We start from the raw sequence: 13,742 nt of genomic DNA, 5'->3' as shown, positions 1-13,742 counted from the left end.
GCGGCGGCATGCGGGACGTGCCTCACGTGCGATCCGGGGGCCGGCCGTCAGACTCGGCGGTAGCGTCCTCGAGCACCACCACCCGGTCCGCGACCCGGCCGAGCAGGTTCTGGTCGTGCGAGATCGCCAGCACCCCGACTCCGTGGGTGTGCACCCGGTCGGCCAGGCGGCGCCACAGCAGCGCCTGGGTGATGGCATCGAGGCTGCTGGAGACCTCGTCGGCCAGCAGGTAGGCGGGGTCCGCCGCCAGGGCGCGCGCCAAGTTGACCCGTTGCAGCTCCCCGCCGCTGATCTCGTGCGGCCGGCGGTCCAGCCACGCCGGGTCGACGAGGCCGTCTGCCTCGGGCACGGCGTCGGGTGCGCCGGGGCACGCCTCGGCGAGGATGTCGCGCACCCGCCACCTCGGGTTCATGGCGCGCTCGGGATGCTGGAGCAGCAGCTGCACCGGTCGTGGCCCACGCGTGGGACGCAGCGGCACGCCGTCCAGGACGACCCGGCCCCGGTTCGGTGCACGGAACCCGGCGAGCACCATGGCCAGAGTGGTCTTGCCGCGACCGGAGGCGCCCCAGAGGCCGACCACCTCGCCCGGCGCGACGGAGATGGTCACGTCCTCCAGGACCCACGGATGGGTGCGTCCGTGACGCGCCCACAGCCCCTCTCCGCTCAGCACTCGTCAGCCCTCGGCAGCTGGAACCCGTTCTGGGGGAGCGCCCGCCACAGGGCTCGGCTGTAGGCGTGCTCCAGCGCCTGACCGCTGCCGGCGAAGGCGCCGACGGGCGCCTCCTCCAGGGTCCGGCCCCGGCGGGCCACGACCACCCGGTCGGCGACGTGCAGGGCCGGGCCGAGCTCGTGGGTGATCAGCAGCACGCCGCTGCCCGCGTCCGCGATGCGCCGGAGCCGGTCGAGCACCGCGACCACGCTCTCGGGTGCCAGTCCGGGGGTGGGCTCGTCGGCGATGACCAGTGCTGGGTCCCCCATGAGTGCCAGGGCGGTCAGGACCCGGCGCGCCATCCCGCCGGACAGCTCGTACGGGTGCAGTCGCAGCACCGACTCCGCCAGTCCCTGTGCGCGCAACGCCTCCGCAGCCCGGGCCCGAGCCGTGCGTCGTCCGTGGCCCGCCAGCCGGGCGGCGCGGCGGGCCTGTGCCCCGACCGTGGCCGTGGGGTCGAGGTGGGACACCGACTGCGGAAGCAGTGCGGTCTGGGTGCCGGCCAGCCGGCGGCGTTGCGCGGCCCCGACCGGGGCCCCGCGCCACCTGATCTCCCCGCGCTCCCGGGCGTTGGCCGGGAGCAGGCCCAGGACCGCGTGCCCCAGGATGCTCTTGCCGGCGCCGCTCGCCCCGACCAGGGCGACCACCTCGCGCTCGCGCACCGACAGCGACATCTGCTCCACGGCCGGCACCGTGCGTCGGCGCAGTCCCCGGTCGTACTGCTCGAAGTGCACCGAGAGGTCGTGCACCTCGAGCAGCTGGTGCGGCAGTGAGCTGGTCACAGCTGGGCACTCCTCGGGTCGAGCAGGAGACGGAGGTTCTCGCCGATCCGGTCGACCAGTCGCACGAGCAGCAGGAGGCCGAGCCCGGGGAGGACAGCAAGCCACCAGTGGCCGACGGAGAGGTAGCGCATGGACTCGGCCAGCAGCACGCCAACGGCCGGCAGGCCGGGGTCCACGCCGAGACCGAGGAAGGAGAGGGCCGCCTCGTGCAGGATCGCGTGCGGGAACATCAAGACCACCCCCACGCTCAGGTGCGGGACCAGGTGCGGGGCGAGGTGCCGCCGGGCAATGTGCACCGGGCCGTGGCCCAGCGCGCGGGAGATCGCGACGTACTCGGCCGAGGTGGTCTCGCGCCCGACCGAGACGAGCACCCGGGTCAGACGGGGCCAGTGCGTCAGGCCGATGGCCAGGACCACCGCGCTGGTGCCTCCGCCCAGGGAGAAGGCCAGCAGGATGAGCAGCACCAGGTGGGGCAGGGCGAGGAACAGGTCGACCAGCCAGTTGACCACGGCGGTGGCCGACCGGCCGCCGACGGCAGCGAACAAGGCCAGGGCCAGGGCGATGCCGCCCGACATCAGTGCCGCCACGGCGCCGACGAGGAGGCTCAGGCGCAGCCCCACCAGGGTGCGCAGGAGCAGGTCACGGCCGTAGCGGTCGGTGCCGAAGGGATGGTCCACGCCGGGGGCGAGGTTGCGCTGGTCCAGGTCGGTGACCTGCGCAGGCGCCGCGGCCAGGGTTCCGGCCACCACCAGGGCCACGGCCAGCAGCACGGCGAGCGCCAGGGTGGCCAGGGTCCGGGTACGCCGGTCCCGCCACGAGGGCCTGCGGCGCACGGGGAGGGCGGGGTCGGCCAGGCTCATGCGGGGACCTCGCGGACATGCGGTACGGCGAGGCGATGCGCGACGTCGCCCAGCGCGTTGCCGGCGAACACCACCAGGGCCGTGAAGAGCGCGATGCCCAGCAGCAGCGGCACGTCCTGACGCAGTGCCGCGGTGGTGGTGGCCTCGCCCAGGCCCGGATAGGTGAAGACCTGCTCGGCCAGCACCGAGCCGCCGAAGAGCTCGCCCACGGAGGCGAACTGGAGCATCAGGGCCGGACCGGCCGCATTGCGCGCCACCCGGTGCAGCACCAGCCCCGGCATCCGCTCGCCCTGTGAGCGGGCGAAGGCCACGTGGTCGCTGTCCAGCACCTCGACGGCCGCCTGCCGGGTGTGCAGCAGCACGGGAGAGATCGCGACCACGCTGAGGGTCAGGGCGGGCAGTGCCAGATGGTGCAGCCGATCCAGGAGCGAGGCCTCACCGGGCAGGCTCCCCAGGGGGGCCGCGCAGCAGACCGGTGTCCACTGCAAGGAGACCGAGAAGACGTAGAGCAGCAGCAGCCCCACCCAGAAGGTGGGCGCCGAGGCCAGGGTGTAGGCGAACCACGTCAGGACCCGGTCCACGAGCCGGCCCCGCATCGCCGCGGCGACCAGCCCCAGGGCGAAACCGAGGATCCCGGAGAACAGCCAGGCCAGCGCCATCAGGGAGAGACTGGCGGCGAACCGGTCGGCGATCACGGTGGTCACCGGCTGCCCGAAGGCCTGCGAGGTGCCGAGGTCCCCGGTGAGGATGTTGCCGGCCCAGGCTGTGAACCGTTCCAGCGGCGGGTCGTCGAGCCCCCAGCGCTCGGCAATCTGGGCGCGCTGCTCGCTCCCGATCGCCGCGGTGTCGGCACCGACGTACGCCTGGACCGGGTCGACGGGGGAGTTGGCGACCAGCAGGAAGGAGCCGACCGCGACCGCGGCCAGCAGGCTGCCCAGCCGCAGCGCCCGGGCTGCCAGCCGGGGGAGGTGTCGTCGGGTCCTGGTCAGCAGTCCCACCGCCAGGACGTGATGCCGGCCGTGACCGGCCATCCGTGGCCGTGCGGCTCGACGTACGCCGGACCGAGGTCCAGGCACTGGTCGACGAAGTAGGTGTGCTCCAGGTTGACCAGCCAGGCCCAGGCGGCGTCGCCGGGAGCGCTGAAGCCGCGGTCGTCCTCGTCGAGCTGGGCGGCCCGCCACTGTCGGGTGGCCTCGTCCGGGTCGGTGGCCGCCATCGCGGCGTCCAGGTGCCGATCGACCGTGGGGCCGGAGTAGTAGCCGGGGTTGAACGACTCCGTCCCGGCCAGGGAGGAGTGGTAGAGGTTGAACATCTCGGTCGGGTCGTGACTTCCCCACCCGAAGAGCACCGCGTCGGTGTGCTGGCGCTGGTAGATCTCGTCCCAGCCGACCCCCTCGGTGCGGATCTCGATGCCAGCAGGCGCGACCATGTCGACAACGCTCAGGGCCAAGCCCTGACGCAGCGAGTCGTCGGCGGGGTAGAGCAGGGTGAACGAGGCATCCATGCCGGCCTTCTCGCGGACTCCGTCGTCATCGGTGTCGCTCCATCCGGCTCGCTCGAGGAGCTGGGCCGCGGCGTCGGTGTCGGCGTCGGCGACCCGGCTGCCCGGCTCGAACCAGGGAGCGGCGTCCACCGGGCCGGCGGCGGGGGAGCCGAAGCCCTCGAGCACACCGTCGACCAGTCGCTGCCGGTCCACGGCGGTGTTCACCGCGCGCCTGATCGCCCGGTCGGCGGTCACGTCGTTGCCGATCGGAGCGCCGACCGGGCTGGTGCCACCGGCCGCGGGGACGGTGGGGAAGGAGATGCCGCGGTTGTCCAGGGAGGTGATGGCGTGCAGCCTCATCCCGGCGATGTCCTGGGTGGCCAGGGCCGAGGGGACGGCGGCCATCTCGACCTCTCCGGCGCGGGCGGCGGCGAGGCTGGCGTCCTCGTCGGTGAAGACGAACACGATCCGCTCGAACTCGGGCTTCTCGCCGTAGTAGTCCTCGTTGCGCTCCACGACCAGCTGCTGGCCCTGCTGCCAGTCCACCAGCTTGAACGGCCCGGAGCCGACAGGGCGGCGGGCGTAGCCGTCGCCGTGCGCGTGCTCAGGGACGATGCCCAGGCTGATCAGGCGGTTCACGAAGGTGCTGCGAGGCTCGGACAGGCGCAGCTCCACGGTGTCCTCGTCGATCGCGACGGCCTGCTCGAGGGCGGTCACGTCGGTGAGCCCGCCGCGGGTGGCGGCGGTGTTGAACGTGTAGGCCACGTCGGCGGGCGTGACCGGCTCGCCGTCGCTGAACACCGCGTCGGTCCGGAGGTCCACGGTCCAGGTCAGTCCGTCGTCGCTGACCTGGTAAGAGGTGGCCAGGTCCGTGCCGACCCCGAGGTCGGGCTCTCGCACCAGCAGCGTGGACTGGAACAGGGGCGAGCCGTAGCGGCCCCAGCCCAGCGTCGGGTCGTAGCCCTCGTCGGACTCACCGCCCACCGCCAGCCGCAGCTCGCTGGGGGCGGAGTGTGCGTCCGCGTCGGTGCTCGTGCCGCCGCACGCGGCGAGCGCGGTCACCAGCAGCAGCGCCCCGCCCGTGTCCGTGAACCGGTGCGCGAGCCTGCTGCGTCGCATGAGTCCTCCAGCGCCTTATTGCGAATAGTGTGCAACAAGAAGCCTAGGTGACCGGCTCCGAGCCTTCTGGAGTCGGGGTGCGCCAGCAGCGGGCGGCTGTCCGCGAGGGGCCGCCACAGGGCCGAGTCCTGGCGGGCGGGCGAATTGCCGAAACGCCGGACAGCCCGGGGCAGGGTGTGGCACCCTAGCGCTCGAGACGGGAAGCGGTCACCGCGATCCAGATCCTGAGCACCGGCTGCGGCCGGTGTCAGAGCGAAACGGCAAACCCGATGTGAGTCGGGGACGCAAAGCCACGGGGCCCACCAGGGTCAGCCGGGTTACCGAACTGGTCCTCGTCGATCCCGTGCGGGTGGTTCTCACCTGCACGAAGCAGCTGCTGTGGACGCGAGGACCGCAACCACAGGAAGCTGGTCAGCACATCTCATGAAGACTCTGCGCATCACAGGGACCCTCGCCATTGCAGGGTTGACGCTCGCGGCGCTGCCCGCAAGCCCGGCCATGGCCGAAGACGAAGGGACGACCGCTGTCACTTTCGCCCTCGCAGGCGGCTCGCTCACCGTTGACGTGGACCCTGCGGCGACTCTGGCAGCTCCTGACAAAGAGGATGGTGAGCCTGGGACCTGGCTGTCGGGCGTTGGGTCGGTCTCCGGCTCGCTCGGCGAGGTCTTGATCTCCGACGAGCGAGGCGCGACGGGGACTTGGGTTGTCACGGCCGCCTCCTCGACGTTCGACGACGGCAACGACGCCGAAGACACGAACTCCACCAACGTCTTCTACTACCCAGAAGACGTAAAGAAGACGGGCAGGGTCGACCTCGCACCGACCTCTGTCGCTGCCCCGGGGCCCAGCATCATGACCGGGGCCCCCGTGGTCACCGGCACGAACGTGGTAGGCAATAACACCGCCAGGTTCACCCCGACGCTGACCGTTGAGCTTCCGCCCCACGCGCTGGCGGACACCTACACCGGCACCGTCACCACCTCGGTCTCCTGAGACCTCGACACCACATGCATCGACTGCTCACCCTGATGGCACTGGTGGCCGGGACCCTGCTCCCGGCCGCCGGTGCCTTCGGCATCCCCGCGAACGCGGCCCCCAACGACCCGAGCGGGATCGGCATCCGCCTGGTCGACGCCCCCGTCGAGCTCCGCGACAACCCACGAGCGCTGGTCTACGTCATCGACCACGTGAGTCCGGGCACCACCATCGAGCGGCGCATCGAGGTCTCCAACAACACCGGCGCGCCCACGGACATCGCCGTCTACCCCGGCGCAGCGGTCATCAAGGACGGCTCCTTCGTCGGGCTCGAGGCCGACACCCCGAACGAGCTCACCACCTGGACCTCGGTCAGCGCTCCTCGCCTCACGCTCGCCGAGGCGCAGAAGGAGGTGGTCGACGTGACGATCGCCGTCCCCTCCGATGCGGCCCCGGGGGAGCAGTACGCCGTGCTCTGGGCGCAGACCGCCGCGGGAGAGGCCGAAGGCATCACCCAGGTCAGCCGAGTCGGGATCCGCGTCTACCTCTCGGTGGGCGAGGGGGGCGAGCCCGCCGCGGACTTCGACCTGGAGTCCCTGACCGCGCAGCGCACCGACGCCGGGCTGCCCACAGTCACCGCGGTGGTCCGCAACACCGGCGGCCGGGCCCTGGACCTGCGCGGCACGCTCACGCTCAGCGACGGCCCCGGTGGCCTGTCCGCCGGGCCGTTCCCGGTGCGTCTGGGCACCACGCTGGGCCTGGGCCAGACCGCGCCCATCGCGGTCGAGCTCGACGAGCAGCTGCCCAACGGACCCTGGGCGGCCGAGCTCTCGGTGACCAGCGGACTGCTCACCAAGACCGAGCAGGCCAGCATCACCTTCCCGGTGTCGGGGGCCGGTGAGACCGTGCCGCTCTCCGACGACGGTGTCCCCGGGTGGTGGTGGCTGGGCGGCGGCCTGGTAGTCCTTGCGGCCTTCGGGCTGGGCGTGCGGTTCGTCCGCACGCGCCGGTTGCACTCCCATCGATGAAAGGCACGGCATGCCACGCCGCCACCTGCTACTCCCACTGACCTGCCTGGTCACAGCTCTCGGCGTCGCCGACCCGGCGGCTGCCGACGAGACCGCGGAAAGCAGCGTGGGCGTGACCCTGGAGGGCGGTGGGCTCTCCATCAGTGCCCCGAGCGAGGTGGAGAACCTGGGCACCGCCTCCAGCCTGGTGGGACCGGTGACCATCTCGGGCCAGCTAGGACAGGTGCAGGTCATCGACACCCGGAGCGCGCCGGAAGGCTCGGGCTGGGCCGCCACCGCCATCTCCACGGCCTTCACCCAGACCGCCGGACCGTCGATCGGGGCGGGCAGCATCGGCTACTCGGTCGGACCGATCGACCGGTCCGGGACCGCCACGTACACGGCCAACGACCCGGTGGACCTGACCGGGGTGTCCCCTGTGGTCACGGCGACGGCTATCACGGGCAACAACACCGCCACCTGGAACCCGACCATCCATGTTGCCGTGAGCGCGAACATGCCCGCGGGGGTCTACCGCGGCACCATCACTCACTCGGTGCTGTGATGACGCCGCTTGGACCAGCCAGCGTCCTGGCCGTCTCCACCGACGCCCAGGGGCTGGTGACGTGGTGCAACGCCGCGGTCGAGGCGCTGGTCGGACGTCCCACGTCTGCTCTGGAGGGACGGGCCTTTCCCAGGGAGATCCTCGACCGGGACCAGCTCGAGCAGCGCTCCGCCGCTGCGGGGGTCCCCTGCGGTCCGGAGCTGTTCCTCGTCGACCCCGCCCGGTTCGAGCGCCGGCGCGGGCCCGAGCTGCGGCTCGGTGCTCTGGACCGTCGGCGGCCGGGGCGTTCAGACGGGACTGAGCAGGCCAGCGACGGCGAGGGCGAGGCTTCCCAGAGACCAAGTGGCACGAGCTGCGAGTGGAACATGACCGGCGTCGACGGCGTCCCCCGGGTGATGGCGGTGGACGTCCAGCCCATGCTGGGCACCGCCGGGGAGGTCCGCGGCTACTGGGCGCAGGGTGTCGACGTGACAGAGGAGCGCCGGACCAGCAGCCTGCTGGCTCAGGCGCTGCACAGCGAGCAGGAGGCGGCACGTCGGCAGGCGGAGCTGGACCGGCTGCGGAACGACTTCGTGACCACCGCCAGCCACGAGCTGAGGACCCCGCTGACGAGCATCCTCGGCTACGTCGAGCTGCTCGAGACCGGCATCGACGACGCGGAGCGCAGGGGCAGGTTCGCCACTGCCATCAGGCGCAACGTGGCCCGCCTCCAACAGCTGGCGGAGAGCCTGGTCACCCTCTCGGACAGCAGCTCCGTGCACCCGCACTCTGCCGATCCGCTCGACCTGCGTGACGTGGTGGCGGCGGTGCGTGCCACCACCCTCGACCTTGACGCAGGACAGGGGCAGCCCACGGTGGTCCCGGAGTTCAGCTGGCCGGAGCAGCCCACCCTGGTGCGTGGTGAGGCATCCCAGCTGGAGCTGCTCGTGCACCAGCTGGTGGACAACGCCGTGAAGTTCACTCCTCCCGGTGGTCGCGTCTGCTGTCGCGTCGCGCAGTCGGAGGAAGAGGCGACGATCGAGGTCTCCGACACCGGGCCGGGCGTGCCGCATTCCGAGGTGCCTCATCTGTTCACGCCGTTCTTCCGAGGCGCCGCCGTCCACGAGGCGGCCGTCCCGGGACCGGGTCTGGGGCTCAGCATCGTGGCCGCGGTGGTGACGGAGCACGGTGGACGGATCCTGGTGTCCGAGAACGATCCCCAGGGCGCAGTGTTCACCGTCCGCCTGCCCCTGGCGCCGTGACAGCACGGTCGGCTCGGTTCTCGCCAACCACTGCGAGATCGACGTACTCGTGGGATGATCCAGCATCGAAAGCGAACCTGGAGCATCCCAATCGCACAGGATCCCGCGGCGATCTGCCCGCGGAAAGCAGGACGGACACGTGGTGGACCCGGACGCGAGCGACTCATCGTTGCTCCTGGAGGCGACTCGACGCCTGCTGTGGGCGGCGGACGTCGAGGCGGTGCTGGCCACCGCTCGCGACCTGGTCCGAGACCTCGGCGGCTCCCTGCTGCCGGCCGGCGCGACGCCGGTCGACGCGATCCCGGTGGACCTGGCACTCGGCACCGGAACTCCCGTGCTGCCGACGGCGGCCCCCGGCAGCAGTGCCCGGGAGGCGCTGGAGCGGCAGCTCCCACTGTTCGTCAGGGATGCCCACCGTGCCCTGGAGCTGCTCGACCGCTCGCAGCGGTTCGCCGACGAGGCCACGCGCGACCCGCTCACCGGTCTGTGGAACCGACGCATGGTGACCCGCCTGCTGCCCCGTGTCCACGAGGGCTCGGTGGTCGTGGTGGACCTGGACCACTTCAAGCTGGTCAACGACTCCTCGGGTCACCACGCCGGTGACCGGGTGCTGAGGGACTTCGCGCGCGCGCTGTCCGAGACCGCGCGAACCGCCGACTACGTCGCGCGCACCGGAGGCGAGGAGTTCCTCGTGGTGCTCCGCGGTCCGGAGCCCGACCCGTTCCTGGAGCGGCTGCGGAAGACGTGGGAGGCGACGCGGCAGGACCTGGTCACGTTCTCGGCCGGGACCGCTCTCGTGCTCGACCGGGCAGAGGACGCGGTGATCGCAGCAGACCGGGCGCTGTACCGCGCGAAGGGCGCCGGCCGAGACCGCTGGTGCCCGGCGGAGCCGGGGGACTACCCGTGACGGCGGCCGTCGCCCACGAGGAGATCAGCCGCTATCTGGAGCTGGCGCGCAACGGCGAGATCGCTGGTGCCCGCGCAGTCGTCACCCGGCTGCTCGGACAGGGGGTACCCCCGGAGTCGGTGATCGTCGACCTGTTGTGCGCCGCCCAGCGCGAGCTGGGGGAGCGATGGCATCGCAACGAGTGGTCGGTGGCCGACGAGCACCTGGTCAGCGGCCAGACCCAGCGAGCCCTCGACGCCATGTTCGCCGGCGGGCCCCCCGTCCCGGGAGACCGCGGACACGTCCTGGTGGTGTGTGCCGAGGGCGACTGGCACTCGCTGCCGGCGCAGGTCGTCGCCGAGGTGCTGCGTGGCCGGGGCTGGGACGTCAGCTGCCTGGGCGCCTCGACCCCCGCCGCCCACGTCGCCGCCTACCTCGACCGGCGACCTGCGACCGCGGTGGCCGTCTCCTGCAGCCTGCCGCTGTTCTTCATGGGAGTACGACGAATCGCAGAAGTCGCCCACGAGCGGCGCATCCCGGTCCTCGCCGGGGGACGCGCCCTCGGCACGGACGGACGACGGGCTGCCATGCTCGGTGCTGACGCGTGGGCACCCGACGCCGCCGCGGCGGCCAAGACCCTCGAGGCCTGGACGATGGCCCCTCCCGTCGAGCAGGCCGTGGCGGCTCCCGTTCCCCCGGCGTACTCCCTGCTCCAGTCCCGGGCAGCCGAGCTGGCCCGGGTCGCCACCGAGAGCCTGGAGCGGTCCCTGCCGGAGGTGGCCCGCTACGACGGGGAGCAGCGGGCCCGGACCCTGGAGGACCTGGAGTTCATTGTCAGGTTCGTCGCCGCAGCCGGACTGGTGGAGGACGACAACGTGCTGGTCGACCTCGTGGTGTGGCTGGGAGAGCTGCTGGGGCACCGCAGGGTTCCTCGGGCCGCGCTGGTCGCGGGCCTGGAAGAGCTCTGCGCGGCGCTGGTGCCGGTCGACGCCAACGCCGCTGAGCTGCTCCGGCACGGCTTGGCAAAATCGTCCGAATTCGCCTGACACCGCCCGGCCGGGTGTGGCAACCTGACGATCGAGACGAGGAGGCGGTAGGCCGCCCTCAGATCCTGACCTCAGGCGGTGCCTGCGGTCAGAGCGAAAAGGCAAACCCGATGTGAGTCGGGGACGCAAAGCCACGGGGCCCACCAGGGTCAGCCGGGTTACCGAATTGGTCCTCGTCGAGGCGGTGCAGGTGTTCACACGTGTACGCAGCTGTGGGTGGGGACCCACCACAGAGAGTTGGTCCACTCATGGAGACCTTGCGCATCACCGCGATCCTTGCCTCTGGCGGCCTCGCGACCTTCCCCACGAACATGAAGATGAACGCGCACACCGACGCCGACGAGACGACGTACGGTGCCGGGCGGGGCAGCCACGACGGCAAGGGGCACTCGGGCGTGCGGCAGGGCCGATTCCCGCAGCAGGGCTGAGCTCCAGCACTCAGTGACTCCCGGTGAGGGTCAGGTGGGCCTGGCCAGCAACAGCGCCGCGAGCTGCGTCGGCGGCACGGCCGGGCTCCACAGGTACCCCTGGCCCCACCGGCACCCCAGCGCCCGCATGTAGTCGGCCTGGTCCTGGGTCTCGATGCCTTCGGCCACCGTGTCCAGCGACAGGGCGCGGGCCAGGTCGATGATCGCCCGGGCGATGGCGCAGGCGTCCGGATCGGCGGGCACGTGCTCCACGAAACGGCGGTCCACCTTGAGGGCGCCCACGGGTAGCCGCTGGAGGTAGGCCAGGGAGCTGAAGCCGGTCCCGAAGTCGTCGATGGCCACCGAGACGTCCAGCTCGCGCAACCGCGCGAGGACCACCGCAGCCGCGCCGGGATCCCGCATCAGGACGCCCTCGGTGATCTCCAGGCTCAGCCGATTGAGCGGCCACCCGCTGAGCCGGCTCGCCTCCTCCACCGCTCGCGGCAGACCGCTGTCGAAGCTCTGGGGACTTAGGTTCACCGCCAGGGTGAGGTCGGCCGCCACGCCACGTTCGCGCAGCTGTGCCATCTCCGTGCACGCGCGACGCAGCACGTACCGGTTGAGACGTTCGGCCCAGCCGATGGAGTGAGCGGTGGCGACCACCTCGGTCGGCGGCACGGCGCCCAGGTCGGGGTGCTCCCACCGCAGCAGGGCCTCGACGGCCACTACTCGGCCGTCGGCCAGGTCGACGACGGGCTGGTAGCCCAGTCCGATCTCCCCGGAGTTGAGCGCCTCACGCAGCGCGTTCGCCACCTGCAGCTCGCGCGCTGGGTCGAGCTCGTCGTCCCAGGACGCGTCGTAGAGCAGCACTCGGCCGCGGCCCTGCGTCTTGGCTCGGTGCAGAGCGGTGTTCGCGGACCTGAGCAGGGAGGCGGGGGACTGAGGAGGGGTCACAGCGACCCCCACGCTGGCGTCCACGTAGACCACCGAGTCCGCGGTCCGTACCGGTTCGAGCAGGACCCGGCGCATGCGGTCCCCGAGCGCCGCAGCCGCCTCCGTGCCTGCCCCCTCCACCACGACGACGAAGTGGTCACCCTCGAGCCGAGCGACCGTGTCGGCCTCCTCGGCGACGCCGCGCAAGCGCTCCGCCACCTCGACCAGGATCGCGTCGCTGACCTCGTGCCCGTGGACGTGGTTGACGAGGCGGAAGCCGTCCAGATCGATGGAGAGCAGGGCGACCCCCGGGCGGTCCGGGTCCCGACCCTGTCGACACAGCGCCATCGAGAGACGGTCGTGGAACAGGGCGCGGTTCGGCAGCCCGGTGAGCGGATCGTGCAGGGCGCGGTGCTGCAGCTCCGCCTGGACGCGCCGCGCCTCAGTGACGTCGGAGATCATGGCCAGGGATCCGGTGCCGGCATCCACGCCCAGTGAGATGGGCGAGGAGGAGATTTCGAAGACGCGACTGCGGCCGTCGGGATGGGCGTAACTGATCTCGTAGCGTTCGTGCCCACGCGCGGAGTGAGAGGCGGTCCTGCCTCGCAGGTGCTCGGCCGTCGTGCCGTCGAGCAGTCCCGTGAGCTTGCGGCGGTCTATGTCGCCCGGGGGGTGGCCGAGCAGCTCGGACGCCTTCTTGTTGGCGAAGAGGACCCGGGTCTCCTGGTCCAGCACGAGCACGCCCTCCTGGGCGGTCTCCACGATGGCCCGATACCGGTGCACGGTGGCGCGGTACCGCTGCTCGGAGGCGACGAGCGCCGCGCGTGCCGCGAACTCGTTCGACACGTCCCGGAGGTTGGCGACCAGCCCTTCGACACCGGGGAGATCGATGCAGTTGGTCAGCGTCAGCTCGATCCAGCGCCACTCGCCCCGAGCGTTGTGGATCCTGAAGGTCTTGCGCTCCACGGAGTCCGGTGACGAGGCCACCCGGGTCACGAACGCCTGCACCTCGACCCGGTCGTCCCGATGGACCAGGCCCATGCTCTTGGAGCCGAGGAGCTGATCGGGGCTGAACCCCAGCACGTCGTAGACCGGCGGTGAGACGTAGGTGATCTCGGTGTCCGGCTTGGTGATCAGTGCGACGTCGGAGGAACGCCGGCTCAGTGTCAGGTTGAGGTGCTCCTGCTCTGCCAGCCGGGCCTGCAGCCGTTCCGACCGCTGACCCGCGGGACGGACCGTGGCGCAGATGCCCGCGAAGCTGGTGGACCGGGCTGCTCGTACCGGTGCCAGCGACACCGAGACCTCGACCACTCCGCCGTCGCGGCGGCGCCGGCGAGCCGAGTAGCTGGTCGGCCTGCCGGTGCGCGCCGCCTCCGCGAGGAGGTGCTGCTGTTGTTCGACGTCCTCGTCCAGGGCGACGACGGTGATCGGCTGCCCCACGAGCTCGTCGGGGCGCCAGCCGAGAACGGGGAGCGTCGCCGAGCTGGCCCACGTCACGCAGCCGCGCGGGTCGAGGACGATGAGCGCGTCGGGGGAGGAGTCGAGCGCCTCGAGGATCCGCGGCTCGTCCGGTCCGGCAGTCGCGTCCACTGCAGGGGAGGATGCTTGCGGACTGTCGGGGTCAGCGGACAACGTGCCACCTCCGATGATGGCGGCCGGCAGTCGGCCGCGGCAGGACGGTACCAACTTCGTACCTTAATTTAGGTAGTCGTCTCACGTGCATCCATCC

Annotated in this window: 13 protein-coding genes and 2 riboswitches; of the genes, 7 read left to right on the top strand and 6 right to left on the bottom strand. The window is 71.7% G+C overall.

Features of this window, described 5'->3' with window-relative positions; all coding sequences use genetic code 11:
* Positions 1-22 precede the first annotated feature (22 nt).
* The 5 genes from C0R66_RS10980 to C0R66_RS10960 are packed head-to-tail and all read right to left on the bottom strand — an operon-like array spanning position 23 to position 4,953.
* A complete protein-coding gene (locus tag C0R66_RS10980; protein ID WP_101524732.1) occupies positions 23-670 on the bottom strand; it encodes an ABC transporter ATP-binding protein in 648 nt (215 codons plus the stop codon).
* Positions 664-1,491 carry an ATP-binding cassette domain-containing protein gene (locus C0R66_RS10975; protein ID WP_241901417.1) on the bottom strand — a complete coding sequence of 276 codons (828 nt, stop codon included), beginning with the start codon at positions 1,489-1,491 and terminating at the stop codon, positions 664-666. The genes C0R66_RS10980 and C0R66_RS10975 overlap by 7 nt, the downstream gene beginning before the upstream one ends.
* Entirely contained in the window at positions 1,488-2,351 is an 864-nt protein-coding gene (locus tag C0R66_RS10970) for an ABC transporter permease (RefSeq protein ID WP_101524731.1), read from the bottom strand. The genes C0R66_RS10975 and C0R66_RS10970 overlap by 4 nt, the downstream gene beginning before the upstream one ends.
* Positions 2,348-3,349 carry an ABC transporter permease gene (locus tag C0R66_RS10965; RefSeq protein ID WP_241901416.1) on the bottom strand — a complete coding sequence of 334 codons (1,002 nt, stop codon included), beginning with the start codon at positions 3,347-3,349 and terminating at the stop codon, positions 2,348-2,350. Before C0R66_RS10965 ends, C0R66_RS10970 begins: the two co-directional genes overlap by 4 nt.
* Positions 3,337-4,953 (bottom strand): ABC transporter substrate-binding protein, encoded by a 1,617-nt coding sequence (locus tag C0R66_RS10960; protein WP_101524729.1) that lies wholly within the window; start codon positions 4,951-4,953, stop codon positions 3,337-3,339. The genes C0R66_RS10965 and C0R66_RS10960 overlap by 13 nt, the downstream gene beginning before the upstream one ends.
* Before the next feature lie 249 nt (positions 4,954-5,202).
* Positions 5,203-5,278: riboswitch (cyclic di-GMP riboswitch) on the top strand.
* 98 nt (positions 5,279-5,376) lie between these two features.
* On the opposite strand from C0R66_RS10960, the gene C0R66_RS10955 reads away from it, so the two are divergent.
* The 7 genes from C0R66_RS10955 to C0R66_RS10925 all read left to right on the top strand — a co-directional run bounded on the left by C0R66_RS10955 (position 5,377) and on the right by C0R66_RS10925 (position 11,101).
* On the top strand, positions 5,377-5,946 hold the full coding sequence (locus tag C0R66_RS10955; RefSeq protein ID WP_101524728.1) for a hypothetical protein: 570 nt from the start codon (positions 5,377-5,379) through the stop codon (positions 5,944-5,946).
* 14 nt (positions 5,947-5,960) lie between these two features.
* Positions 5,961-6,956: a peptidase gene (locus C0R66_RS10950; protein ID WP_101524727.1), complete on the top strand. Its 996-nt coding sequence runs from the start codon at positions 5,961-5,963 to the stop codon at positions 6,954-6,956.
* A 10-nt stretch (positions 6,957-6,966) separates the two neighbouring features.
* The gene (locus tag C0R66_RS10945; protein ID WP_101524726.1) at positions 6,967-7,500 is read left to right on the top strand and encodes a hypothetical protein; all 534 of its coding nucleotides are present in this window, start codon (positions 6,967-6,969) and stop codon (positions 7,498-7,500) included.
* Entirely contained in the window at positions 7,500-8,741 is a 1,242-nt protein-coding gene (locus C0R66_RS10940) for a PAS domain-containing sensor histidine kinase (protein ID WP_101524725.1), read from the top strand. The genes C0R66_RS10945 and C0R66_RS10940 overlap by 1 nt, the downstream gene beginning before the upstream one ends.
* Positions 8,742-8,880: 139 nt before the next feature.
* Entirely contained in the window at positions 8,881-9,648 is a 768-nt protein-coding gene (locus C0R66_RS10935; protein ID WP_101524724.1) for a GGDEF domain-containing protein, read from the top strand.
* The gene (locus tag C0R66_RS10930) at positions 9,645-10,673 is read left to right on the top strand and encodes a cobalamin B12-binding domain-containing protein (RefSeq protein ID WP_158648004.1); all 1,029 of its coding nucleotides are present in this window, start codon (positions 9,645-9,647) and stop codon (positions 10,671-10,673) included. Before C0R66_RS10935 ends, C0R66_RS10930 begins: the two co-directional genes overlap by 4 nt.
* 90 nt (positions 10,674-10,763) lie before the next feature.
* Positions 10,764-10,839: riboswitch (cyclic di-GMP riboswitch) on the top strand.
* 82 nt (positions 10,840-10,921) lie between these two features.
* Positions 10,922-11,101, top strand: a complete 180-nt coding sequence (locus tag C0R66_RS10925; protein WP_101524722.1) for a hypothetical protein — start codon at positions 10,922-10,924, stop codon at positions 11,099-11,101.
* Positions 11,102-11,131: 30 nt separating this feature from the next.
* Here C0R66_RS10925 and C0R66_RS10920 read toward each other — a convergent pair whose 3' ends face one another.
* Positions 11,132-13,603 carry a sensor domain-containing protein gene (locus tag C0R66_RS10920; RefSeq protein ID WP_158648003.1) on the bottom strand — a complete coding sequence of 824 codons (2,472 nt, stop codon included), beginning with the start codon at positions 13,601-13,603 and terminating at the stop codon, positions 11,132-11,134.
* Between the last annotated feature and the right edge of the window lie 139 nt (positions 13,604-13,742).

The organism is Nocardioides houyundeii (assembly GCF_002865585.1).
In the GTDB taxonomy this organism is placed as follows: domain Bacteria; phylum Actinomycetota; class Actinomycetes; order Propionibacteriales; family Nocardioidaceae; genus Nocardioides; species Nocardioides houyundeii.
The sequence above is the reverse complement of the archived record's forward strand: the minus strand, read 5'-3'. Positions and strand labels throughout refer to the sequence as shown.